Source organism: Hymenobacter cellulosilyticus, assembly GCF_022919215.1.
GTDB lineage: Bacteria > Bacteroidota > Bacteroidia > Cytophagales > Hymenobacteraceae > Hymenobacter > Hymenobacter cellulosilyticus.
In genome coordinates this window covers 1,021,407-1,043,197 of sequence record NZ_CP095046.1, presented here as the reverse complement: position 1 = coordinate 1,043,197, position 21,791 = coordinate 1,021,407, and the positions used below count along the sequence as shown (strand labels likewise).

The following is a 21,791-nucleotide window of genomic DNA, read 5'->3' as shown; positions in this document are numbered from 1 at the left end:
AGCCGTTACGGCCTTTTGGCTTTTGATTAGGTTTTTGTAGAGCAAGGAGTTCTTGCCGCCCCGATGATTTCGGCCAGGGCGTCCAGGGCGGTTTCGTCGGGGTGGTTCTGGGGCACCGAGGGAAACACCAGCTGCACCATTGGGAAGCGGATGTTGTCCTGGTAGCTTACGTAGCGGTCCTGGGTGAGCTTGGGCGCGGGCAGCTTCATGTTCTGCACGGCCGGTCCGCGGTTGATGCTGCCGAAGTACTTCTCGGCCATGGCTACCACTTCGGCTGGCTTCACGTCGCCGCCCACCGTGAGCGTGGCGTTGTTGGGGCCGTACCAGCGCAGGAAAAACTGCTTCAGGTCATTCACGTCGGAACGGTCCAGGTCTTCGAGGTAGCCGATGGTCAGCCAGCTGTAGGGGTGGCCGTAGGGGTACAGGGTTTTGGCCGTGTACTCGCTCACCAAGCCGTAGGGGCGGTTGTCGTAGTTCTGGCCCCGCTCGTTTTTCACCGTGGCCCGCTGCACCTCAAAGCGCTTCTGCGTCACGGCATCTAGCAGGAAGCCCATTCGGTCAGCTTCCAGCCACAGGGCCCGCTCCAGCTGGTTGCTCGGCAGGGTTTCGTAGTAGTTGGTCCGGTCCCGGTTGGTGCTGCCGTTGTTGGTGCCGCCCGCCCCAATGATGACCTTATCGAACATACCCTGGGGCGCGTGGTCGGAGCCCTCGAACATCATGTGCTCGAAGAAGTGGGCAAAGCCCGACTTGCCGATCTGCTCCCGGGCCGAGCCCACGTGGTAGGTCACGTCCACGTGCACCAGCGGGTCGGAGTGGTCTTCGGTCACGATGAGGGTCAGGCCGTTGGGCAGCACGTACTTCTCGTAGGGAATCACCAGCTCACCGGGCTTGCGGGTTACTTTTTCCACGAGGCGGGTGCCGGTGGCCGAGGTAGTGGCCGGCGCGGCAGCCGGTTTTTTCTGTTGGGCCAAGACTGGGGTGGTAGCCAGAAAGGAACCCAGGCTCAGCAGCAGAAGCGAGTTTTTAAGCATAGAAAGGAAATACTGGAAGAAGGCAGGAAGGTAAGCGGTTCAAAGACATTCCCGCAACGGTGCATGTTGCGCCGTAGTGTGCCTTGAACGGGCAACCCCGTCGCGGAAGTTCGTTTTGAGGAAAGTCAGGCTTATTCGTTTAATAGAGACCATCCTGCCGAAGCCTGGGATTATGGGGAAGAGAACAAGGTAAATAGCACATCCTGCTGAGCCCGGCGAAGCACAGCAGCTGCCATTGCTGCGGGATGCCTCACTTTGTTCGGCATGACGTTCTGGAGGGTAATGCTCGGCACTATGCGTGTTTTTCAGCACCTTGAGCTACCAAACCACTTTCCCATTCTTTCATGCGCTTTTCTACTTCTTCCTTGCTTCTGGGCAGCGCCCTGGTTTTGCACGGCCTGGCCGGCTGCCAGAGCCGCAGCTCCGACTCGGCTACCGGGCAAACCACTGCCCCGGGCACTACCGCTGCAGCCGATACCACCGTGCCGGCCTCGCCCAACGACGGAATTACGGCCCAGCTCATCGGCAACCACATCAAAGTGCTGGCCTCCGACGAGTACCAAGGCCGCAAGCCCTTCACCGTGGGCGAGCAGAAAGCCACTACGTATTTGGCCGACGAGTTCAAGAAGCTGGGCCTGAAGCCGGGCCCCGACGGCAGCTACTTTCAGAAAGTGCCCCTGGTGGAAATTACTGGTACGCCCGCGTCCACCATGCAAATCAGCGGCGGCCAGCAGCCTTTTGCGCTGAACTACAAGACCGACTACATGGCCTTTACCGAGCAGGAAAAGGAAAAAGTAGCCCTCACGAACTCCCCGTTGGTATTTGCCGGCTATGGCGTGGTGGCCCCGAGTACGGCTGGAACGACTACGCCGGCCTCGACGTGAAAGGCAAAACCGTAGTGGTGCTGGTGAATGACCCCGGCAACGCGGGCAACGACACGACGATGTTTAAGGGTAAAGCCATGACCTACTATGGCCGCTGGATGTATAAGTATGAGGAAGCGGCCCGGCAGGGCGCGGCCGGTCTGCTCATCATCCACGACACCAAGCCCGCGGCCTACCCCTGGAGCGTGGTGCAAAGCAGCTACTCGGGTGCCAAGCTCCGCAACCAGACCGCCGACAAAGGCGCCAGTAAATGCACCATTGAGGGCTGGATAACCCTGGACGCGGCTAAGAAGCTGTTCTCGGCCGCCGGCCAGGACTACGAGGAAGCCTACACCGCCGCCAACCAGAAAGGTTTTAAGGCCCGGCCCCTGAATCTGCAGGTCAGTACCAGCATTACCAACAAGCTGCGGCGCCAGGAATCCAAGAATGTGGTGGCCGTGCTGCCCGGCACCACCCGCCCCGACGAGTACATCATTTATTCGGCTCACTGGGACCACCTCGGCATCGGGGCGCCCGTGGCCGGCGACTCTATCTACAACGGGGCGGCCGACAATGCCAGCGGCTGCGCGGCCTTGCTGGCCATTGCCAATGCTTTTCAGCAAGCCAAGGAAAAGCCCGGCCGCAGCATCGTGTTTCTGGCTGTCACGGGTGAAGAGCAGGGTCTGCTGGGCTCGATGTACTACGCCAACCACCCGCTGTTTCCGGTCCGCAAAACCGTGGCCGACCTCAACATGGACGACTTGCCCAACACCGGCCCCATGCGGGATTTGACGGTTATCGGCTACGGACAGTCGGAGCTGGATGAGTACGCCCGGGCCGCGGCCCAGGAGCAAGGCCGCTACATTCAGCCCGACCAGAACGCCGACAAAGGATACTTCTTCCGCTCCGACCACTTCAGCTTTGCCCACGTGGGCGTGCCTTCGCTCTACGCCAGCGGCACCGCCGACAGCTGGACCAAGGGCAAGGCCTACATGAAAAAGATGAGTGAGGAGTTTGAAGCCCAGCACTACCACCAGCCTTCCGACGAGTACAACGCCCAGGCCGACTACCGCGGCATGGAGTGGGATGCCCGCCTGCTCTACCGCGTAGGCAGCCGACTGGCCGCCGAAACCACGTTTCCGCAGTGGAAGCCCGGCTCCGAGTTTAAAGCCATCCGGGACAAAAGCCTGGCCCAGAAATAGTCAGTAAAGCTGCTTGAAATACCTGCAAAAAAGCCTCCGCAACCCAGCAGAGGCTTTTTTGTTTAAACATTAGACGGCCCGTTGCTTGTTGAGTACGTGCCGGGCCATTCTGTCCAGCTTACTGCTGCTTATTCTAGCCTTCGTTTTTATCTCAACCGTGCCTACTCCCGCCGCCGAATTCGACTTCCTGCGTCTCACCTACCGCCCCGATCTGCGCATCCTGTTTCTGCGCTGGTTGCGGCTGGTTTCCTCGCAGGAGCACCGCGCGGGCTACGAAGCAGCGCTGGATTTTGCGCGCCAGCACCAGGCCGCCCACTGGCTGATTGACCTGCGCATCCGGGGCTTGGCCGAAGCGCAGGACTTCAGTTGGGTAATGACCGAGTTTCGCTCGGCCATGCAGCAGGCTTTGCCCGACGCCGTTTTTCGGGTGGCTTACCTGGTCACGCCCTACCACCGCGACTTGATTGATAGTCGGCTGCCTGCCCATGAAACGGTATTTCGCACCTTCATTGAGGAGCAGGCCGCTTACCAGTGGCTGGGCGTGCCGGTGCAGGAAGCGCGCTAAGTCCGGGCTTACCCCTCGGCCCAGCGGTAGCGCCGCTCTTTCCACAGGATAGAGCCCGGCCACACGGTGTAAGCCAGCACGGCCAGAGACATCAGCAGCAAATACCACTCGTAAAGCACCAGCACACCCAGCGACTCCCGGTGCCCGGCCTGCCGGAGCGTGATAAGCAAAAACAAGGTTTGGAACGCTATTTTGGCGGCGTAGAGCAGCACGATGGTCGTAGGGGGCAGTAGGCCTGGCCAACCCAGCACGGTGTAGAAAAAGCCGTAGGAGCTAAACAGCACGCCTAGCTGCCAGGGCAGACGCACGGCTCCTTTCATCCAGCGCTTACGCTGCCGCAGCAAATGCATTACCGTGGGCTGGGGCACCGAGATTCCCAAAGCCGAGGGTGTTATAATATTGCGGTAGCCCCACCCCTGCCGGACAATCAAATCGAAGAGCTGCAGGTCTTCGGTGATGCTGAAAGCCAAAGCCTCGTAGCCACCAATGGATTCGTAAGCAGCCCGCGTCACGAGCATATTGTTGCCGACGGCCGTGATAGGCAGCCCCAGGTCGGTGAGCAGGCGGATGAGGCTGAGGCCGAAAAGCCAGTCGAGGCCCTGGAAGCGGCCAAAGAGGCTGCCCGAGGCCGTAGTAATACCCGTAACGACGCCCACGCCTTCGGGCGCGGCGGCCAGCATGGTCTGCACCCAGTCGGGAGCCAGGGCCATGTCGGCGTCGGTGATAAGGAAGGTGTCGGCGGTGGCGGCGCGGCAGAGGTGGGCCAGCACGTTGCCCTTGCCCCGGGCCGTGCCCAGCTTCTGGCGGATGGGCAAGAGCCGGAACTGGGGTTTGTCGGCAATGAAGCGCTGTACCACGCCCATTGTGTCGTCGGTGGAAGCATCATCACCAATCAGGATTTCGAGCTTGTCGGCCGGGTAGTTGAGCCTGGCTAATGCCCGCAGGCACCGCTCAATGTTGGCTTCCTCGTTGCGGGCCGCAATCAGGATACTGACCTTGGGCGTAGTGGTGAGCGGGGTCAAAGCCGGCCGGGGCCAAAGCAGCAGCACTAGAATCAGGGCGTAAATGCCGAAGAAGGCGCCGAAAAAGATGGTAACAAAGAGCATACGTAGACCGGTGAGTCGTCAGGACAGGCCGGACCACACCCGCAGGCTGGGCCGCACCTTATAGCCTAATCAATACGAGGGCCGGGGCCCGGCGCGTTACGCCGAAAAGTGCTGATTCGTAGCGCACAAATACGTATAAATGCGGATAAGCTACCCCAGGTCCACAAAAAAGCCTCTTCCGGGGCGGGAAGAGGCTTTTGCATCGACTGGGAAAACCAGTTAGGTACGCGGCACCGTGGCCGTGGGCGTGTCGTAGCCGGGCGAGTTCTCGACGTGGACGCTGGGGTGCACGTCGTCGTTGTCTTTCACCCAGAGCGTAAATACCCCGGCTACAATCATGGATACGCCGCCCAGAGCAATGGTATTCAGGGTGTTGCCCTGAAATAGGTGCATCGTTGCCCAGCCCAGAATAGTGGCAGCCACAATCTGGGGAATCACGATGAAGAAGTTGAATACGCCCATGAAGTAGCCCATCTTGTTGGCCGGCAACGACCCGGCCAGGATGGCGTAGGGCATGCTCAGAATGCTGGCCCAGGCCACGCCCACCATGGCCATGGAGAGCATAATCAAATCGGGGTTGCCGATAAACTTCAACGAAAGCAGGCCCAGTCCGCCAATGAGCAAACACAGCATGTGGGTGCGGCGGCGGCTGGTGCGGGCCGCAATCAGCGGGATGATGAAGGCGAAGATGGCCGCCACCCCGTTGCGCACCGACGAAGCCAGGCTCAGCCAGTCGGCCCATCGTTGTACTGCTTCTGCACCCGCTGCAGCTCGGCCTTGTCGGCGGCCGTGGGCTGGGCGTGGCTCACGTAGTAGTTGGCCAGGTTCAGGGTCAGAATCTTGGTGGGCTGGGCGGCCTGAAACTGGTTGATTTCCTTGATGTCAGTCTGCAGGGCAGCCAGCTCCTTTTTCGTTTTGGCGTCGGTGGCGCGGCTGGTTTCGGCGTCGACGAAGCCGGTGATGCGGCTGTAGAGGCCGGCATCTACCTTCATGTTGTAGATGTTGCTGGTGACGGCGTTAGTGGAGTAAATCCACATCGAGAACAAGGCAAACCAAGTGAAGAACTGCACAATGGCGAGTTGGCGCATAGCCGTCGGCATCTGGAAAATGCCCATAAACGACTCCTTCAGCCCGTCCAGGATGCCAACCTGGGCATTCTCGCGGCGAAACTCCTCCATGTCGGCCGGCGGGGTTTCGGTGGAGGTAAACACGGTGTACATCACGGCCAGAATGAAGGCCACCCCACCGGCGTAGAAGGCCCACTTCACCGAGGGCGGAATCTCGCCGCTGGGGCCGTATTGCTCAAATGAAACCAGTTGTTGAAAATCCAGGGCAGGGCTGCGGCAATGACCGAGCCCACGCCGATGAAGAAGCTCTGCATGGCAAAGCCGCTGGTACGCTGCTCACTGGGCAGCTTATCCCCACGAAGGCCCGGAACGGCTCCATGCTGATGTTGATGCTCGCGTCCAGAATCCAGAGCATGCTGCCGGCCATCCACAGCACCGACGAGTTGGGCATGATAAACAAGGCCAGTGTGGCCAGGATGGCCCCGATCAGGAAGAACGGCCGACGGCGGCCCCAGTACGGGTGCCAGGTCCGGTCGGAAAAGTAGCCGATGATGGGCTGCACCACCAGGCCGGTAAGCGGGGCCGCAATCCAGAGAATCGGAATGTCGTCCTTGTTGGCGCCCAGCGTTTCGAAGATGCGGCTGATGTTGTTGTTCTGCAGCTCGAAGCCAAACTGAATGCCCAGAAAGCCGAAGCTCATGTTCCAGATTTGCCAGAAGCTCAGGCGGGGTTTTGGGCGGGTGTCCGTGCCGGACGAGGCCGCTACGCTGGTTGCCATTTGTGGGGGAATTTTAGGGGAGAGAAGGAGTAGGCTAAGCAGCTCGGGCCTACGCGGGGCCCCGAGCCGCACCGGGTTATTGTTTCGGCTTGATTTCGAACACGTAGGCGCTCAGGGGCGTGAGCGTGATGTTTAGGTTTTCGGTGGCCGGGGCGTTGTTTAGCAGGTCGGTGTAGGTATAGAACTTGGTGGGGTCCAGGCCCATTGCTTTCATGGCCGACTTCGGAATCTCGATTTTGGGCGTCAGGGTCACGTCCTTGCTGAAGTTGGCAATGATGAGCAGCTGCTGCTTGTCGGTGTAGCGCAGGTAGCTGTAGACGCGGCGCTGGTCGTAGTTCTTGCCTAGGTTGTTGGCGTCCTGGAGCTCGTAGAACCGGCCCCGGCGGATGGCGTCGCTGGTGCTCGTGAGGTTGAGCAGGCGGGAGTAGAAGTCGCGCAGCTGCTTTTGCACGCCGTCGAGCTTGCCGCCGTCAAACTTGCCGCCGTTCATCCACTTCTGGTGCTCGGGCACGCCCCAGTAGTCGAAGATGGTGGTGCGGCCGTCGGCGCCGCTGAAGCCTTCCGAGCCGTTGGCGGGCTCCCCCACTTCCTGCCCGAAGTACACCATCACCGGGCCCGAGCCCAGCGTGGCCGACACCGTCATGGCCGGAATAGCCGTGCGCGGGTCACCGGCAAATTCCTTGGAGGCAATGCGCTGCTCGTCGTGGTTTTCCAGGAAGCGCAGCATGCGGGAGCCAAAGCCCCGGCTTTCCTCGCTCCACACCTTGGTAATATCCTCGGTGTTGCCCGAGCCCGTCATCAGGCGGCGCAGGCCATCGTAGAGGCCTACCTTGTCGTAGAGGTAGTCGAACTTGCCCTTTTCCAGATAGTTGCGGTACTCCTTGGGATTGTAGGCTTCGCCCATGAAGATAATGTTGGGCTTCACCTTCTTCACCTCCGGAATTACCCAGGCCCAGAACTCGGTAGGCACCATCTCGACCATGTCGCAGCGGAAGCCGTCCACGTCTTTCTGGGCCCAGTACACCAGGATGTCGCGCATCTTGAGCCAAGTGTCAGGTATGGGCTCGAAATGGGTTTTGCGGTTGTTCTGGTAGTCTACACCGTAGTTGAGCTTCACGGTTTCGTACCAGTCGTCCACCTTGGGCGCCTCCGAGAAAACGTCGTTGCCGGTGGCCTTGGCGGGCATTTCAGCGTATTTGCCGTCTTCCTTGGGGCCCAGGACCGCACCCAGCGGGTTGCCGGCTTTGGGCACTACCAGAGCTTTGCCGGGCAGGTAATAGAAGTTATTGTTGGGCGCAAAGGCCACCGTTTTGTCGTCCTTTTCGCCCAGGTCCACCACGCCCACGGGCTTGGCATTCGACTTATAGCTGCGGGCTACGTGGTTGGGAATGAAGTCGATAATAACCTTCAGGCCGTTGGCGTGGGTGCGCTTCACCAGGGCCTCAAACTCTTGCTTGCGGGTTTTGACGTCTACGGCCAGGTCGGGGGCAATGTCGTAGTAGTCCTTGATGGCGTAGGGCGAGCCGGCCCGGCCCTTCACCACGTCGGCATCGTCGGGGCCGGGGCCGCCGGCCTTGGTGAAGTCGCTCATCGTGGCGTGTTCCAGCACCCCGGTATACCACACGTGGCTCACGCCCATCTTCTTGATGGCCTGCAGCGCCAGGTCGTTGATATCGTTGAACTTGCCCACGCCGTTTTCCGCGTTGGTGCCGTAGGGCTTGTTCACGCTGGTCTTGTTGCCAAACAGGCGGGTCATTACCTGATAAATAACCAGCTTATGATCCTGGGGCACCTCATCGGTGGTGTTCGGGTCGGCAAGGGAGTTAGGCTCGGACACAGAAGAAAAAGAACTCGGAAGTGAAAAGGAGAAAGACGCCAAAGCCAGACTGGCGGCCACGGCAGGCACTAGCAGTTTTTTCATAGTACGGGTAAGATAGGAAAGGTGAAATTGTGAAGTGGTGAAATGGTGAGTCGATGTTCTATTTCGAGCCGCTTTGCGCCAGCGGAACGACTTACTCACCACTTCACAATTTCACCATCTCACCATTCCTGCGTCAGGGGGTGAATCATGAGCTCGTCGACGACGACGTGGGGCGGGGCTTCCAGCACGTAGCGCACGGCCTGGGCAATGTCGGCGGGCTTGAGGTGGGTTTTTTCCGAGTCGGGGCTGCCGGGCTTGGATTCGTTGAAATAGGTATCGACCAGACCCGGGAAGATGCTGCTGACTTTGATGCCGTGGGGCCGCACTTCCTTGCGCAGGGAGCCCAGCAGGGCGTCCTGGGCAAACTTGCTGGCTCCGTACACCGTGCCGTGCTCGAAGGTGCGCCGGGCCACGTCGGAGGTAATGCCCACGATGTGGCCGCTTTTCCTGCTTTTGAAGTGGGGCACCAGAAACTTGCAGAACAGGAAGGTGCCCTTCACGTTCACGTCGAATATCCGGTCCCACTCGTCGGAGGCGTTGTTCTCCAGCAGGTTAAACGAGCCCACTCCAGCGTTGCAGACCAGAATGTCTACGTGGCCATAGTGGCGGATGGCTTCGTCTACCACGTTCTGCACGTCGGCTTCGTCGGCCACGTCGGCGGGAATGGCCAGGCCGTTGGTTTTGTGCACCAGCTCGTCCAGCTCGTCGGTGGAGCGGGCCACCGAAACAACCTTGGCGCCCTGCATGGCCAGCAGTAGGGACACGGCCCGCCCGATGCCGCGTGAGGCTCCGGTAACGATGGCAACTTTGTCGGTGAGGTCGTTCATACGCGGCAGAGCTAGAGGGTGATAGGAAAGTTTAGAAAGTATAGTCTACAAAATTGGACGCGGAAAAGCGGCAATGTGTTCCGTATTTCTACTTTTTCAACTCCAGCACCCAGGCCGTGCGGGCCGGAATCTGTACCGATTTCAGGTCGGCTACCGTGGCTCCCGTCGTAACTTCCGTGGCCGACGAGAAGCCGTTGAGGCGCTCGGCAAACCGAACCATGTCCACGGTCTTGCTGTCCTTGTTCGAGTTCATCATCACCATCACCGTGCCCGCATCGGAGTGGCGGAAGTAGCAGTAAATTCCGTCCTGGGGATGAACTGGGTGAGCTTGCCCGAGTGCAGGGCCGGGTGGGTTTTGCGGTAGTTAGCCAGCTTGCTCACGTAAGTAAAGGCCTCCCCGGCCTGCCCGGTGCGGCCCGCCGCGGTAAAGTAGTTTTTCTGGTCGCCGGGCCAGCCGCCGGGGAAATCCTCGCGCACCAGCCCGTCGGGGTTGCTGAAATTCTTCATCAGCACCTCGGTACCGTAGTACAGCTGCGGAATACCGCGCGTCGTCAGCAGCCAGGCTAGGCCCATCTTGTACTTGGCAAAGTCTTCGCCGATAACCGAGTAGAAGCGGCTCAAGTCGTGGTTGTCCAGGAACACCACATTGCGCATCGGGTCCTCGTACATCCAGTCGCCCTGCAGGGCGTAGTAGAGCTTGGCAATGCCGTCGGTCCAGCCCGCGTCCTTGGTCATGGCCTCGTTGATGGCGTAGTAGCTCTGGAAGTCGGTCACCCCGGGCAGATTCGACTTAAACCCGTTGACGGGCGGCAGAATGTTGCGGGCGAAGAAAGCCTGTTGGCCGTTGCCCTGCACCCAGGTTTCGCCAAACATGCCCAGCTGCGGAAACTCGTTGAGCACGGCCTCGCCCCACTGCATCAGGAAGTTGCGGTCTGAGTACGGGTAAGTATCAATGCGGTAGCCGTCCAGGCCCGTGTATTCCACCCACCAGATAAAGTTCTGAATAACGTAAGTGGCCACCAGCGGATTGCTCTGGTTCAAGTCCGGCATAGTCGTGTCGAACCAGCCTTCCCCGTAGAGCTTGCGGTCCAGGTCCGAGGCGTAGAGGTCGTTGAAGGCCGCGTCGCGGAAGTTGCTGCGCGTAAAGCTGGGCCACTGGTGAAACCAGTCGGCGGCGGGCTGCTCCAGAAACAGGTAGTTCTTGCTGCCCATGTGGTTGAGCACCACGTCGTGAATCACCTTCAGCCCGTTTTGGTGGGCCCGCTGCACAAAGCGTACGTAGTCTTCATTGGAGCCGTAGCGGCGGTCCACGGCGTAGTAGTCGGTCAGGGCGTAGCCGTGGTAGCTGGCCTTGGGCATGTCATTCTCCACCACCGGCGTAGGCCAGATGGCCGTGACGCCCAGCTCCTTGAGGTAGTCGAAGTGCTGCTCCACGCCTTTCAGGTCGCCGCCGTGCCGGGCGTACATCGAGTCGCGGGCCACGCGGGAGGCGTGCATGCCTTTTACCACGTCGTTTTTCGGGTCGCCGTTGGCAAACCGGTCCGGCATGAGCAGGTACACGAAGTCGGCGCTGGTCACGCCCTGCACCTTGGTTTTGTCGCCGGGCGTAGTGCGCTGTCGTAGCTCGTAGCTGTACTTCAATTTCTTGGCGCCCCGAAACGCCAGGTTCAGCTTGCCCGGTTTGGCACTGGGGCTAATCGTGAGGTTGACAATCAGGTAGTCGGGGTTTTCCAGCTTCTGGGTGCCGTCCAGCGTCACGCCGGGGTAGCTCAGCGCCACCGTGCTCCCCCGATTCCGGGGCTGTGCACCAGTAGCTGCAGCTTGGGATTCTTCATGCCCACCCACCAAAACGTTGGGTCGATGCGGGTGGAGGAAGCGGCTTTGACCGGGGCGGCTAGTGGGGCGGCGGGTGCTTCGGCGGCGGTAGCAGCCAGGGGAGCAGTGGCCAGCAGAGCCCCGGCAAGCAGGGGCAGAAAGGCGGGGAATTTCATGGACGAAATCAGGTCAGCGGAAAAGAGACACGGCAAGGTAACTTTAGCAGCCGCAGCGTCCAATATGAAGCACGTGGTAAAGTTAAAAAACCGTCTTTTTAGGCTGTATAAGCCGAAAAAAGCCCGGTTTTCCAGCGGTTAGTGCGGGTTTTAGTTGCGTAATTTATTCGTTTGCTGGCTATACTGTAAACCCATCCGGTGCCGGGTCGTGAATTTCATTTAGGCAAGGCAGGGTCCGTGCGCAGCCAGATTGGGCACTGAAGAGTCGGTAATGCAAACGTTTGCTCTGAGGCTCACGCCGTTCGGGCTTTTTTTAAGTCCGGAATTGTGCTGACCTTGGCGGCTTGGAGGGCCGCTCCGCGTCGCCTTCCGCTTCACCTCTTCCCTCCCCACTGTTCATGTCTTTCCAATTCCAACCATACGCGCCTGCCGCTGAATTCTCCACCCAGGCCGCGTACTTTTCCATGGAGTTTGCCCTCGACCAGGCCCTGAAAACCTACTCGGGCGGCCTGGGCTTTCTGGCCGGCTCCCACATGCGCTCGGCCTACGAGCTCAAGCAGAACCTCATCGGTATCGGCATGCTGTGGAGCTACGGCTACTACGACCAGGGCCGCAACGAGGACCAGACCATGCGGGCCGATTTCCGCCTCAAGTCCTACTCCTTCCTCGAAGACACCGGCCTGGTATTTCCCATCACCATTCACGGGGCTGAGGTGAAAGTAAAGGCCCTGTACCTGGCGCCCGACACGTTCGGTACGGCCCCGATGTTCTTCCTGACCACCGACATTCCCGAAAACGACTACATCTCCCGCACCATCACCCACTACCTCTACGACGCCGACACGGCCGCCCGCGTGGCGCAGTCCATGGTGCTGGGTATCGGTGGTGGTAAGCTCCTCGATTTGCTGGGCGTGAAGATGGACACCTACCACCTCAACGAGGGCCACGGCCTGCCGCTGGCGTTTTACCTCTACGAAAAGCACGGCCGCAGCCTGGAGGAAGTCCAGAAGCGCCTGGTGTTTACGACCCACACGCCCGAGCTGGCCGGCAACGAGGAGCACCCCATGCAGCTGCTCACCGACATGACTTTCTTCGGCACCGTGCCCGCCGATGAAATCCGCCGGGTGGCCCGGGTGGAGAATGAGACGCTGAACTACACGCTCACGGCCCTGCGCTTCTCGCGCAAAGCCAACGCCGTATCGAAGGTACACGGGCAGGTAGCCAACGAAATGTGGGGCCACTACGAAGGCATCTGCCCATCATCCCGATTACCAACGCCCAGAACGGCACCTACTGGCGCGACGCCGAGCTGCACGCCGCCCTGGAAGCTAACGACGATGAGGCCCTGCTGGCACGCAAGCGGGAGCTGAAAAAGCAGCTGTTCGACTTCGTGGCCGACCAGACCGGCACCCTGCTCGACCCCAACGTGCTGACCGTGGTCTGGGCCCGCCGCTTTGCCGGCTACAAGCGCGCCAACCTGATTCTGCATCATTTTGAGCGTTTTGCCCAGATGGTAGCCAAGCAGGACCGGCCCGTGCAGGTTATCTGGGCCGGCAAGCCCTACCCCAAGGATTACGGCGCCATCGGCATGTTCAACGACATCATCCAGCGCACCAAGCAGTTTAAGAGCTGCGTCGTGCTGACGGGTTACGAGCTGGGGCTTTCGGCTTTGCTTAAGAAGGGCTCCGACATCTGGCTGAATACGCCCCGCTTCCCCCGTGAAGCCTCCGGCACCAGCGGCATGACGGCCGCCATGAACGCCAGCCTGAGCCTGAGCATCCCCGACGGCTGGATTCCGGAGTTTGTGCGCCACGGCGAGAATGGCTTCCTACTGCCCCTGGCCAACCTCAACGAGCCCGACCACGTGAAGGACGACGTGGAAGCCCGGGGCGTACTCGACGTGCTGGAAAACGAAATCCTGCCGCTTTACTACGACGAGCCCGCCAAGTACCTGGAAATTGCCAAAACTGCCATGCGCGAAGTTGAGCCCGAGTTCGAGTCGCACCGCATGGCCACGGAGTACTACCAGGAAATGTACAACGCTTGAGCTTAGGCGTTCTGAAACAGAACAGTAGTGTGTACCAGCAAGGCGGTTCGACAAATAAGTCGGACCGCCTTTCTGGTTTTTCAGTGAGGCTAAGGCCGAGCTTTCAACCGGCCATTTTACTGTTTAGTCTAGCCCTAGAGCAAGTTCAACCGTAAGAATAGGCAGGCCTACGCCAATCATCAGGATTTGTTTAACAATTATATTAGTAAACTTCAACAGAAATACAGTCGTATTCAGAAGCAGGAATAGAGCTATTCCGCCCCTGATTGTGAAGTAACCTGTTGGATATGACTGATGACGAGCAAAATATAGTAACAAAGGAATATCTTGATTTTATACAAAACCGAGATTTTCCTTGCGTAGCTGCCAAGACGGCCCTCACCTGGAACCAGATTCAGACCTTGGTCGTCGACCACATGGCCTGCCCCAAAGACGACGCGGCCATTCTGCAGTTCCTTTACGACTTTGTCGATGCCTATCGGCAGTCCGATAAGCTCTACCACAGTGCGGCCATTATCTTCAAAGGCCCCGAGCACCCGACCGAGGCGCAGTTTGATGAGTTTCTGTGGCAGCGTCTGCAGGCCGTATCTAACCTGGATGCCCAGCGCTACGGCTACGACAAGCGCGTCGTGGCCGATGTCAACTCCCCGATTTCAGCTACAGTCTCAAGGAAGAAGCCTTTTTTGTGATTGGTCTGCACCCGGGCAGCAGCCGGCCCGCGCGGCAGTTCAAGTACCCCACGCTGGTTTTCAATGCCCACGACCAGTTCGAGCGAATCCGTACCGAAGGCCGTTACAACAAGCTGCGCGACACCATCCGCACCCGCGACGTAGCGTACTCGGGCTCCATCAACCCCATGCTGGAAGACTTTGGTCAGTCGTCGGAAGTATACCAATACAGCGGTAAAGCGTATGATGAAGCCTGGAAATGCCCATTTTTAAGCCAACATGCCCGATAACCTCACCATCATCCCGCCCCGTAGCGGCGTTTCGTTTCTGCTCAAAAAAGGGCAGCGCCTCAAAGTCGTGGACATTGAAGGCGAGCAAGTGTCTGACTTTGTGTGCTATAACCTCGAAGACAAAGGCGAGGTTATATCCTCGGGCCGCACCATCGACTACGCCGAGACTATCCTGCTGACCAAAGGCCACCCACTGTATTCCAACCGCAGCAACGTTATGTGCGAGATTGTGGAAGACACCGTCGGCCGGCATGACTTCCTGCTCACACCCTGTAGCGCCGACACGTTCCGTATCATTTACGGGCACACCCAGCCGCACCGCGGCTGCTTCGGTAACCTGTGTGCGGCCCTGGAGGAGTACGGCATCAGCCCCGACGCCATTCCAATCAGCTTCAACATCTTTATGCACGTAACCGTGGACGGCAACACGGGTAAGGTGGACGTGCTGCCGCCCAAGAGCAAGGCCGGCGACTACGTGGTGCTGGAAGCCAAGATGGACTTACTGGTGGGCCTCACGGCCTGCTCGGCAGAAATGTCGAATAACTACGCCTTCAAGCCCATCGGCTACCAGATTGAGGAATAGGTTCTGAACGGCCTTGACTGGCGTATGCAGTTGATTATAAACAAGCAGCCCTAAGCTACTACCTGTAGCTTAGGGCTGTTCGCTTAGCAGCGGGCCGAGCGTGGCCCACACGTTGTTGGCCAGAATCTTCTGGCCCTCGGCATTGGGGTGCACGCCGTCGGGTAGGTTGAGGTGACGCTGGCCCAGCACGCCCTGCAGCAGGAAAGGCACAAAGGGCAGACTGTTCTTCTCGGCCAGCGTACGGAACAAAGCCTTGAATTCGGCGGCATAGCGCCCGTACTGGTGGCCACCGAGCACGCTCAAGTCGAAGGGGAATTCCAGGCCTACCAGCACGATTCGGGCCTTGGGGTACTTGAGCTTCACCTGGTCGATGATGGTTTGCAGGTTCTGGGTGGTTTCGCGCACCGGAATGCCGCGCAGACCGTCGTTGGCGCCCAGCTCCAGCACAAACACGTCGACCGGCTGCCGGGCCAGCACGCTGGCAATGCGCTGCCGGCCGCCGGCGGTGGTTTCGCCGCTTACGCCATAGTTGAGGGCTCTGTAAGGCAGCTTAAGCGAGTCGAGGCGGGCCTGAATCAGGGAGGGAAAGGCCTCACTGGCCCGCAACTGGTAGCCGGCCGTAAGGCTGTTGCCAAAGAAAATGATGTTCTGCATACGAGGAGGAACCGCCGGCTGGCGGCGCTGAGCGGAAGAGGAATCAGCCGGTCCGCAGGCGAAAAGCAGCAGGCTCAGGCCAAATAATAGAAGCTGACGCATACGACGGGTAACGACTGAGGTAAGTAATGGCCTCTATACTCCGAACCGCCCTAGCAGGGTTGTTACAGTTGGGTTTTTCGCCGTTTCGGGGTCGGATGATTGGCAAGCAAGTAGTTGCTTCTGGCCGTTGTTGGTGGCGGAAGCAGCAAGGCCCCTCTTGTAACCGACGAATGGGCAGGGAAAAAGAGTAGCGGAAATTAATCGTCGAATAAACCTTTTTACCGCTTTCGTGCTTTAGCTTTGCAGCCAGATAAGAATCGTTCTTATCTGGCTGCTTCTTGTTCAATCAATTTCCTTAGCATAATGTCCGTTACGAAAGCAACTGATTCCGACTTCCAGCAATTGCTCGAAACCAATGAGAAAGTAGTGGTGAAGTACTACGCCGACTGGTGTGGCAACTGCCGCCTGTTCTCGCCTAAGTTTAAGCGGATGGCCCAGGCCGAGCAAAACCAGAACATCAAGTTCGTGGACGTGAATGCCGAAACCAGCCCGGCGGCCCGCAAGCTGGCCAACGTAACCACTTTGCCCTTCTTCGCCATTTTCAAGGACGGCGAGCTGGTAGACACCGTTTCGGCCAGCAAGGAAGAAGCCGTAGCCGACTTGATTAACCGCCTGAACTAAGGCCCGCCGCTGCTATGAAAATACCCGTAATCAAGCGCCTGGTAGAATCGCAGACCCTGCAAAGCCTGGTAGCTGCCGAAGAAGCCCTGCTCGAGGAGCAGCAGCCCGCATTCGAGGTAGAAGGCGAAGACGAAGGTGAGAAGCTGACCCACGTGTTTGCCGCCATCTTCATTCTGAACCACATGCAGGACAACGGCTCCGAGTTCAAGGACGCCCTGCGCGAATACACCAAGAAAGTGCGCGTGTCCATTAGCTAATAGTTGTTTGCACAACGAAAAAGAGGAGCCCCAAGGGCTCCTCTTTTTGTTTCTGGTGGTAGGGTTGCCTACATGCGGGCAAAATAGCCGGAGGCAGCTTTCAGGCCTTCCTCGGTGCAGAGGCCACGCACGTAGTATAGGTACACGCTGCGGAATACCTCGGCCGTATCGTAGCGGCTGGGTGGAAAAATCTGCTCATTGAGCACCATGTAGAGCTGCTCAATAATGATTTTAGCAACCAGGGCAATGTTGATGTCGCCGCGCATGCTCTTGTGCAGAATGGCCTCGTTGAGCAAGCCCTGCAGCTGGGGCGTGGAGTACTCGGCCAAATGCTGCTGGCCCAGCTCCCAGGCCTGGGGGAAGTCCTGAATCAGGTCGGAGAAGTACTCGGGCGACTTCACCTTGCGCAGGTCCCGGATGCCCATTTCCAGCAAGCTCAGCAGGCGGGCCACGGCGTTGTCTACGGTCTTGAACAGCTCGGCGTGCTCCCGCTTCTGCCGCTCAATGTCGTGCTGGGTTACTTGCAGAACCAGGTCTTCCTTGTCGCGGAACATTTCCCGGAACGTAGCCGGCGAAATATCCAGGGCCTGCATGATCTGCTCCAGCGACAGACTGGAGATGCCGCGGGTCTGAAACAGCTGGACGGCTTCTTCCAGTAAGGTGTTGCGTAAGGTTGGGTTCATAGCAGGCTGTCGGAGTGGGACTCACGAAAGTTAGCGAATAAACCAGCCAAGCCCGAAGAAAAATAGCAATTGGAGCAGGTACACAAAGGGAACCAGCGGGTTACGCTTTTCGAAATCGGTCCGGTTGAAGTACACTTGCAGAATCAGGGACACGGCAAACCAGCCCTTGAAATTCTGCAGCGGAATCACGTCGTAGGCCCAGGTCCAGAAATCGTACTGCACGGCTATAGGCTCCAGGCAGATGTCCATGCCCACCAGCAGCAAGGCCGCTGCCACGGCCCGCAGAAAGCCGCCCACGGGCAGGTAGCGGGCCAGGGTGCCGGCCATATACGTCAGCATCAGCCAGTTGAGGCCAATAAGCAGGGGCGTGTTCAGCCATTTAGGGCCCAGCGTGGCCCCGTAGCTGTATACGCCAAAGAGCTTACCGGTCTGCACGCCCACCACTTCCACGAAGAAGCCTACGACCATGGTCGTGATGCAGAAGCCGATGAAGGCAAAGCCCCGGTCGCGCTGAAAAGCGAAGAGCAACACAGCCGTCAGCAGCAGGTTCAGGGGTACAAACTGCAGGTAGAAGTCCGGGTCCTTGGAGAAGCCCAGGCCCAGAAAGCCCGTGACGTGAAACAGCAGCAGAACGCCCTGGGCCACGCGCAGGCGCCGCTGGCTGGTATCGGGAGCTACTGCCGGAGCGGACAGGTGTTGAGTTGGTTCGGAAGACATGAATCAGGAATGCTGAATGCTAAAATAAAGGGGGCTGCAGCAGAAAGGCTTCAACTCAGCAGGTGGAAAGCCGGGACGGGCCCGGAGTGGGCACGCCGTGATCTACTGTAGATAATTCAACATTCAACGCGCTACTAGTTAAAATCTTAGACCAGGTCGGCTACTATCTTGGCCGAGAGCAAACTCAGCGGAATGCCGCCGCCCGGATGCACACTGCCGCCGCAAAAGTACAGCCCTTCCAACTTCCCCGAAAAGTTGGGGTGGCGCAGGAAAGCCGCCAGCGCGTTGTTGGAAGAGCTGCCGTACAGGGCCCCGCCAAACGAGGACGTCCGCTGCTCAATGCCCCGTGGGTCCCAGACCTGCCCGGCCCGCAGCAACGGCTCCAACTCCACGCCCAGCGCCCGGCCGACTTTATCCAGTACGGCGCGGCGGGTCTTTTGGATCAGGGCGTCCCAGTCCTGGCCCTGGTTGTGGGGCACGTTCACCATCACAAACCAGTTTTCGTGCCCGGCCGGGGCGTCGGAAGGCGTTTTTTTGGAAGTAATGTTCACGTACACCGTCGGGTCGTCGGTGACGGTTTTCTCCTCGAAAATAGCCTGGAACTCCCGGCGGTAGTCCTGGGAAAAGAAGATGTTGTGCAGGTCCAGCTCGGGGAAGCTTTGGGCCACGCCCCAGTAGAAAATTAGGGCCGACGACGAACGGGGCTGACCCAGGGTCCGCTCCGGGGCAGGCTGCGTGGGCAGCAGGCGGCGGTACGTCGGCACCACGTCCATGTTGCTGACTACCACACCGAAGTCGTACACGTCCTGGCCTGTGCGCAGGCCCGTAACCCGGCCGGCCGCCGTCAGAATTTCTTCCACCGGCTCATTATAGCGGAATTCGACACCCAGCTCCTCGGCCAGCTCTACCAGGCTGCGGGCAATGCTGTAGATGCCGCCTTCGGGGTAAAATGCGCCGATGCCATGCTCCAGGTGCGGAATCAGGCTCAGCGTGGCCGGGCCTGGTAGGGGTCGGAGCCGTTGTAGGTGGCAAACCGGTCGAAGAGCTGCACGAGGCGTGGGTCGGCAAAGGCCTTGGCGTGGCGCTGGTGCATGGTACCCATCAGGCCCAGGCTGGGCAGAGCTGCCAAAGCGCCCAGCACGTCCTTACTCAGGTACGTGCGGGCCTTGTGCAGCGACTTGTGCAGAAAGGTGCTTTCGGTGGCTTGGTAGGACTGGCCGCTGCGCTTGAGAAACTGCCGGACGCTGACTGCCGGCACGCCCAGCTTGGCTTCTACTTCGGCGGCAAACTTTTCCTCGTCGGCCCAGGCCGTGAGGCGGGTGCCGTCGGTGAAAAAGTACTGGGTGATAGGGTCGAGCCGCTCGTAGCGGAAGTGGTCCTGGGGGTTGCGGCCAGCCAGCTGGAACAGCTCATCGACTAGCGCCGGCAGAGTAAACAGCGACGGGCCGGCATCGAACCGGTAGCCGCCAGGCAGGGCAAACTGGTACATCTTGCCCCCAAACGTGTCCTGGGCTTCGAACACCGTCACGGCGTGGCCTTTTAGGGCTAGGCGCAGGGCGGCGGCAATACCGGCAATGCCGGCCCGATGACGGCGACGGACGGTTTGAGGGAACTGCTGGTTTTGGGTTTGCGGGCCAAGTGTGGTTATCGGTTGCTCAGTGAACGTGTGGCGCTGCGCGGAGTCTTGGCCCAGTCAAGGACAAAACTTTTCGGCTCAGAGACTGGGCTGTCTACTCCTTTCACAAACTGCCCGTCAAAATGTTCTAGCTGCACCACCCGAAAGCGCGGCGCCAGAATTATCAACTCGGCAGTTATAGTATCCAGAAGGGCGACGCGCACGAAAGCCCAGCAGCCAGTGCCGCTCCCACAGTGGTAAAGCTACCCGGCGGCCCACCACACCGCCGGTGCAGCAGCACGACGGTTTGTGCGGCCGTAATCCAGTATGCTGGTCCCCAAACCGGACTGCCCTGCCCAAACTCGTGCAGCGGGCCGTAGTGAATTGCCTGCCGCTGATTCGGGGCCGGAAACCGGCTGGGAAAATTCCACGGGTCGGTTTGCGGCAGGTGCTCCATCACAACGGGCTTTTTACTCCACAGCCAGCACCAGCCCTTTCAGGTACTCGCCCTCGGGGTGGAACAAGCTCACGGGGTGGTCGGCGGGCTGGGTAAGGCGGTGCAGGATGCGGGCCGGGCGGCCGGCTTCGATGGCCGCGGCCAGCACTGCCCCTTCAAACAGCTCGGCCGATACCACCTGGGAGCAGCTGAAGGTGAAGAGCAGGCCGCCGGGCGCAATCTGCTTGATGCCGGCCACATTCAGGCGCTTGTAGCCCATCAGGGCATTATGGCGGGCCGAGAGGTGCTTGGCAAAGGCCGGCGGGTCGAGCACGATGAGGTCGTATTGGTTGTGGCGGTCCTTGAGGAAGCTGAACACGTCCTGGGCGTAGGCTTCGTGCTTGCTTTCGAGGCCGGTCAGGGCCGCGTTGCGCTCGGTCAGCTCAATGGCCTTCTTGGAGCTGTCCACGGAATGCACCAGCTCGGCGCCGGCCTGCAGGGCGTAGGAGCTAAAGCCGCCGGTGTAACAGAACGTGTTCAGCACGCGGCGGCCCGGGGCGTAGCGGGCCAGCAGACTGCGGTTGTCGCGCTGGTCGATGAAGAAGCCGGTTTTCTGGCCGGTTTCCCAGTCTACGGCGAAGGGGTGGCCGTTTTCCTGCACAATGTGCTCTTGCCCGTTGCTTTCGCCGAAGAGGTAACCGTTCTGGGCGCCGGGCGCGGCCTTGGCGGGCACGGTTTCGGCGCTCTTGTCGTAAATGGCTCGCAGACCCGGAATTACGGCTTGCAACGCGGCGGCAATCAGCGGGCGGGCTTTATACATGCCCGCGCTGTGGGCCTGCACCACGGCCACGTCGCCATACACGTCGATGATGAGGCCGGGCAGGCCGTCGCCCTCGGCGTGGGCCAGGCGGTACACGTTAGTATCACCCTGGCCCGTGAGCTGCAGGCCTTTGCGCAGCTCGTAGGCATTGCGGATGCGGTTTTCCCAGAATTCGGCGTCGGGCAGTTGGGCCTCGGTGCCGAAGTCGAGCATGCGCACGGCAATGGAGCCAGGAGCATAGTGGCCCATGCCCAGCACTTCGCCGTTGGAGGCCTGTACCATCACCACCTCGCCTTCCAGCACCTCGCCCTGCATCCGGCCGATGGCGCCCGAAAACACCCACGGGTGGCGGCGGCGCAAGGATTGGTCTTTACCAGGTTTGAGCGTGACAATGGCAGGCATAACGAAGAAGCTAGGTGACAATACGAACTACAAAAGTACGCCAAAGCCGGGCAGCCGCCGTTATGCCCGGCGCATTAAGCGAATACGCGGCGGTAAATGGGCTTGCGGTAGGCAAACTGAGCCCACATCAACGGGTAAAGCAGGGCGTCGAGGACCGGGGAAGCGGTGCGAAACTCCAGGGCATCGACAATTACGCTGCCGCCATTGGGACCGGGCTCAATCAGGTGGCGGTGGCGCCAGAACCGCAGCGGGGCGGGTGAAATCTGGCCTTCGTCGATAAAGAAATGGGTACCGTCGGGCTGCACGCCGTGGTCGGTAATGAGGCTGGTCCAGCGCTGCCGCAGCGGGCCGCTGACGAGCTCAATTTCGACCTGGTCGCCGCGCTGGCAGCCGTCGAAACGGTGGAGGCGCAGCTTCGGAAACGGCGGAGCCAGGGCCAGAAACAGCTCCCGGGTGAAGCCGGCAAAAACCTGGGCGGGCGGCTGGGCCACCGGCGTACGAAGCGTGACATGCATAGGCCGTGCTAACCCGGATTCGGCCGCTTT

At 59.8% G+C, this 21,791-nt stretch carries 25 protein-coding genes and 2 pseudogenes; 9 read left to right on the top strand and 18 right to left on the bottom strand.

Annotated features, from left to right (window positions below; translation table 11 throughout):
* Positions 1–26: 26 nt before the first annotated feature.
* Positions 27–1,031 carry a M16 family metallopeptidase gene (locus MUN79_RS30640; protein ID WP_311136660.1) on the bottom strand — a complete coding sequence of 335 codons (1,005 nt, stop codon included), beginning with the start codon at positions 1,029–1,031 and terminating at the stop codon, positions 27–29.
* A gap of 344 nt (positions 1,032–1,375) precedes the next feature.
* Between MUN79_RS30640 and MUN79_RS05200 the strand changes: the two genes are divergently transcribed.
* From MUN79_RS05200 to MUN79_RS05190, 3 genes are all read left to right on the top strand, one after another.
* Entirely contained in the window at positions 1,376–1,915 is a 540-nt protein-coding gene (locus MUN79_RS05200) for a protease-associated domain-containing protein (protein WP_244676712.1), read from the top strand.
* Positions 1,912–3,096, top strand: a complete 1,185-nt coding sequence (locus MUN79_RS05195) for a M28 family metallopeptidase (RefSeq protein WP_244676711.1) — start codon at positions 1,912–1,914, stop codon at positions 3,094–3,096. The genes MUN79_RS05200 and MUN79_RS05195 overlap by 4 nt, the downstream gene beginning before the upstream one ends.
* Positions 3,097–3,253: 157 nt before the next feature.
* Entirely contained in the window at positions 3,254–3,661 is a 408-nt protein-coding gene (locus MUN79_RS05190; protein WP_244676710.1) for a hypothetical protein, read from the top strand.
* Positions 3,662–3,669: 8 nt separating this feature from the next.
* Here the strand turns inward: MUN79_RS05190 and MUN79_RS05185 are convergent, their stop codons facing one another.
* The 9 genes and pseudogenes from MUN79_RS05185 to MUN79_RS05145 form a co-directional block, all read right to left on the bottom strand.
* Entirely contained in the window at positions 3,670–4,767 is a 1,098-nt protein-coding gene (locus MUN79_RS05185) for a glycosyltransferase (RefSeq protein WP_244676709.1), read from the bottom strand.
* A 219-nt stretch (positions 4,768–4,986) separates the two neighbouring features.
* Complete coding sequence (locus MUN79_RS05180; RefSeq protein ID WP_262923047.1) at positions 4,987–5,490, bottom strand: MFS transporter; 504 nt, start codon at positions 5,488–5,490, stop codon at positions 4,987–4,989.
* 2 nt (positions 5,491–5,492) lie between these two features.
* On the bottom strand, positions 5,493–6,035 hold the full coding sequence (locus tag MUN79_RS05175) for an MFS transporter (protein ID WP_244676707.1): 543 nt from the start codon (positions 6,033–6,035) through the stop codon (positions 5,493–5,495).
* Positions 6,036–6,069: 34 nt separating this feature from the next.
* Positions 6,070–6,612 carry an MFS transporter gene (locus MUN79_RS05170; protein WP_244676706.1) on the bottom strand — a complete coding sequence of 181 codons (543 nt, stop codon included), beginning with the start codon at positions 6,610–6,612 and terminating at the stop codon, positions 6,070–6,072.
* Between the two features lie 76 nt (positions 6,613–6,688).
* Positions 6,689–8,533, bottom strand: coding sequence for an alpha-amylase family glycosyl hydrolase (locus MUN79_RS05165; RefSeq protein ID WP_244676705.1), 1,845 nt, complete (start codon positions 8,531–8,533; stop codon positions 6,689–6,691).
* Positions 8,534–8,652: 119 nt separating this feature from the next.
* A complete protein-coding gene (locus MUN79_RS05160; RefSeq protein WP_244676704.1) occupies positions 8,653–9,360 on the bottom strand; it encodes an SDR family oxidoreductase in 708 nt (235 codons plus the stop codon).
* 88 nt (positions 9,361–9,448) lie between these two features.
* On the bottom strand, positions 9,449–9,622 hold the full coding sequence (locus tag MUN79_RS05155) for a cyclomaltodextrinase C-terminal domain-containing protein (protein ID WP_244678281.1): 174 nt from the start codon (positions 9,620–9,622) through the stop codon (positions 9,449–9,451).
* Complete coding sequence (locus MUN79_RS05150) at positions 9,622–10,857, bottom strand: alpha-amylase family glycosyl hydrolase (protein WP_445991694.1); 1,236 nt, start codon at positions 10,855–10,857, stop codon at positions 9,622–9,624. Before MUN79_RS05150 ends, MUN79_RS05155 begins: the two co-directional genes overlap by 1 nt.
* Before the next feature lie 174 nt (positions 10,858–11,031).
* Positions 11,032–11,195: pseudogene (locus MUN79_RS05145) on the bottom strand (cyclomaltodextrinase N-terminal domain-containing protein); the annotation flags it as partial.
* A gap of 554 nt (positions 11,196–11,749) precedes the next feature.
* Here MUN79_RS05145 and glgP (MUN79_RS05140) point away from each other — a divergent pair.
* The 4 genes and pseudogenes from glgP (MUN79_RS05140) to MUN79_RS05120 all read left to right on the top strand — a co-directional run bounded on the left by glgP (MUN79_RS05140) (position 11,750) and on the right by MUN79_RS05120 (position 14,939).
* Entirely contained in the window at positions 11,750–12,721 is a 972-nt protein-coding gene (glgP, locus tag MUN79_RS05140) for an alpha-glucan family phosphorylase (protein ID WP_244676703.1), read from the top strand.
* Positions 12,722–12,741: 20 nt separating this feature from the next.
* Complete coding sequence (gene glgP, locus MUN79_RS05135) at positions 12,742–13,398, top strand: alpha-glucan family phosphorylase (protein ID WP_244678279.1); 657 nt, start codon at positions 12,742–12,744, stop codon at positions 13,396–13,398.
* 287 nt (positions 13,399–13,685) lie between these two features.
* Positions 13,686–14,356, top strand: a pseudogene (gene gntA / locus MUN79_RS31700) (guanitoxin biosynthesis heme-dependent pre-guanitoxin N-hydroxylase GntA).
* Positions 14,346–14,939 carry a DUF1989 domain-containing protein gene (locus MUN79_RS05120; protein WP_244676700.1) on the top strand — a complete coding sequence of 198 codons (594 nt, stop codon included), beginning with the start codon at positions 14,346–14,348 and terminating at the stop codon, positions 14,937–14,939. Before gntA ends, MUN79_RS05120 begins: the two are co-directional and overlap by 11 nt.
* Before the next feature lie 69 nt (positions 14,940–15,008).
* Here MUN79_RS05120 and MUN79_RS05115 read toward each other — a convergent pair whose 3' ends face one another.
* Positions 15,009–15,695, bottom strand: a complete 687-nt coding sequence (locus MUN79_RS05115; protein WP_244676699.1) for an arylesterase — start codon at positions 15,693–15,695, stop codon at positions 15,009–15,011.
* 303 nt (positions 15,696–15,998) lie between these two features.
* Between MUN79_RS05115 and MUN79_RS05110 the strand changes: the two genes are divergently transcribed.
* Both MUN79_RS05110 and MUN79_RS05105 read left to right on the top strand, forming a co-directional pair.
* Complete coding sequence (locus MUN79_RS05110; protein ID WP_244676698.1) at positions 15,999–16,316, top strand: thioredoxin family protein; 318 nt, start codon at positions 15,999–16,001, stop codon at positions 16,314–16,316.
* A 14-nt stretch (positions 16,317–16,330) separates the two neighbouring features.
* Complete coding sequence (locus MUN79_RS05105) at positions 16,331–16,573, top strand: DUF6952 family protein (RefSeq protein ID WP_244676697.1); 243 nt, start codon at positions 16,331–16,333, stop codon at positions 16,571–16,573.
* Between the two features lie 68 nt (positions 16,574–16,641).
* Here the strand turns inward: MUN79_RS05105 and MUN79_RS05100 are convergent, their stop codons facing one another.
* The 7 genes from MUN79_RS05100 to MUN79_RS05075 form a co-directional block, all read right to left on the bottom strand.
* The gene (locus MUN79_RS05100) at positions 16,642–17,256 is read right to left on the bottom strand and encodes a TetR/AcrR family transcriptional regulator (protein ID WP_244676696.1); all 615 of its coding nucleotides are present in this window, start codon (positions 17,254–17,256) and stop codon (positions 16,642–16,644) included.
* 30 nt (positions 17,257–17,286) lie between these two features.
* Positions 17,287–17,973 carry a carotenoid biosynthesis protein gene (locus tag MUN79_RS05095; protein ID WP_244676695.1) on the bottom strand — a complete coding sequence of 229 codons (687 nt, stop codon included), beginning with the start codon at positions 17,971–17,973 and terminating at the stop codon, positions 17,287–17,289.
* A 146-nt stretch (positions 17,974–18,119) separates the two neighbouring features.
* Complete coding sequence (locus MUN79_RS30635) at positions 18,120–18,905, bottom strand: phytoene desaturase family protein (protein ID WP_375378238.1); 786 nt, start codon at positions 18,903–18,905, stop codon at positions 18,120–18,122.
* A gap of 53 nt (positions 18,906–18,958) precedes the next feature.
* Positions 18,959–19,501: a phytoene desaturase family protein gene (locus MUN79_RS30630; protein WP_311136659.1), complete on the bottom strand. Its 543-nt coding sequence runs from the start codon at positions 19,499–19,501 to the stop codon at positions 18,959–18,961.
* Between the two features lie 283 nt (positions 19,502–19,784).
* Positions 19,785–20,045, bottom strand: a complete 261-nt coding sequence (locus MUN79_RS05085; protein ID WP_244676694.1) for a hypothetical protein — start codon at positions 20,043–20,045, stop codon at positions 19,785–19,787.
* A gap of 13 nt (positions 20,046–20,058) precedes the next feature.
* The gene (locus tag MUN79_RS05080) at positions 20,059–21,246 is read right to left on the bottom strand and encodes a class I SAM-dependent rRNA methyltransferase (protein WP_244676693.1); all 1,188 of its coding nucleotides are present in this window, start codon (positions 21,244–21,246) and stop codon (positions 20,059–20,061) included.
* Positions 21,247–21,320: 74 nt separating this feature from the next.
* Positions 21,321–21,761 (bottom strand): SRPBCC family protein, encoded by a 441-nt coding sequence (locus tag MUN79_RS05075; protein ID WP_244676692.1) that lies wholly within the window; start codon positions 21,759–21,761, stop codon positions 21,321–21,323.
* Positions 21,762–21,791: the final 30 nt, after the last annotated feature.

Coding starts and splice junctions, on each gene's coding strand:
- MUN79_RS05120 (WP_244676700.1), top strand. CDS start 14,346: ATGCCCGATAACCTCACCATCATCCCGCCCCGTAGCGGCGTTTCGTTT.
- MUN79_RS05155 (WP_244678281.1), bottom strand. CDS start 9,622: ATGGTGATGATGAACTCGAACAAGGACAGCAAGACCGTGGACATGGTT.
- MUN79_RS30640 (WP_311136660.1), bottom strand. CDS start 1,031: ATGCTTAAAAACTCGCTTCTGCTGCTGAGCCTGGGTTCCTTTCTGGCT.
- MUN79_RS05185 (WP_244676709.1), bottom strand. CDS start 4,767: ATGCTCTTTGTTACCATCTTTTTCGGCGCCTTCTTCGGCATTTACGCC.
- MUN79_RS05095 (WP_244676695.1), bottom strand. CDS start 17,973: ATGTCTTCCGAACCAACTCAACACCTGTCCGCTCCGGCAGTAGCTCCC.
- MUN79_RS05075 (WP_244676692.1), bottom strand. CDS start 21,761: ATGCATGTCACGCTTCGTACGCCGGTGGCCCAGCCGCCCGCCCAGGTT.
- MUN79_RS05115 (WP_244676699.1), bottom strand. CDS start 15,695: ATGCGTCAGCTTCTATTATTTGGCCTGAGCCTGCTGCTTTTCGCCTGC.
- MUN79_RS05100 (WP_244676696.1), bottom strand. CDS start 17,256: ATGAACCCAACCTTACGCAACACCTTACTGGAAGAAGCCGTCCAGCTG.
- MUN79_RS05105 (WP_244676697.1), top strand. CDS start 16,331: ATGAAAATACCCGTAATCAAGCGCCTGGTAGAATCGCAGACCCTGCAA.
- MUN79_RS05200 (WP_244676712.1), top strand. CDS start 1,376: ATGCGCTTTTCTACTTCTTCCTTGCTTCTGGGCAGCGCCCTGGTTTTG.
- MUN79_RS05160 (WP_244676704.1), bottom strand. CDS start 9,360: ATGAACGACCTCACCGACAAAGTTGCCATCGTTACCGGAGCCTCACGC.
- MUN79_RS05150 (WP_445991694.1), bottom strand. CDS start 10,857: ATGCACGCCTCCCGCGTGGCCCGCGACTCGATGTACGCCCGGCACGGC.
- MUN79_RS05085 (WP_244676694.1), bottom strand. CDS start 20,045: ATGGAGCACCTGCCGCAAACCGACCCGTGGAATTTTCCCAGCCGGTTT.
- glgP (WP_244676703.1), top strand. CDS start 11,750: ATGTCTTTCCAATTCCAACCATACGCGCCTGCCGCTGAATTCTCCACC.
- MUN79_RS05170 (WP_244676706.1), bottom strand. CDS start 6,612: ATGGCAACCAGCGTAGCGGCCTCGTCCGGCACGGACACCCGCCCAAAA.
- MUN79_RS05080 (WP_244676693.1), bottom strand. CDS start 21,246: ATGCCTGCCATTGTCACGCTCAAACCTGGTAAAGACCAATCCTTGCGC.
- MUN79_RS05165 (WP_244676705.1), bottom strand. CDS start 8,533: ATGAAAAAACTGCTAGTGCCTGCCGTGGCCGCCAGTCTGGCTTTGGCG.
- MUN79_RS05110 (WP_244676698.1), top strand. CDS start 15,999: ATGTCCGTTACGAAAGCAACTGATTCCGACTTCCAGCAATTGCTCGAA.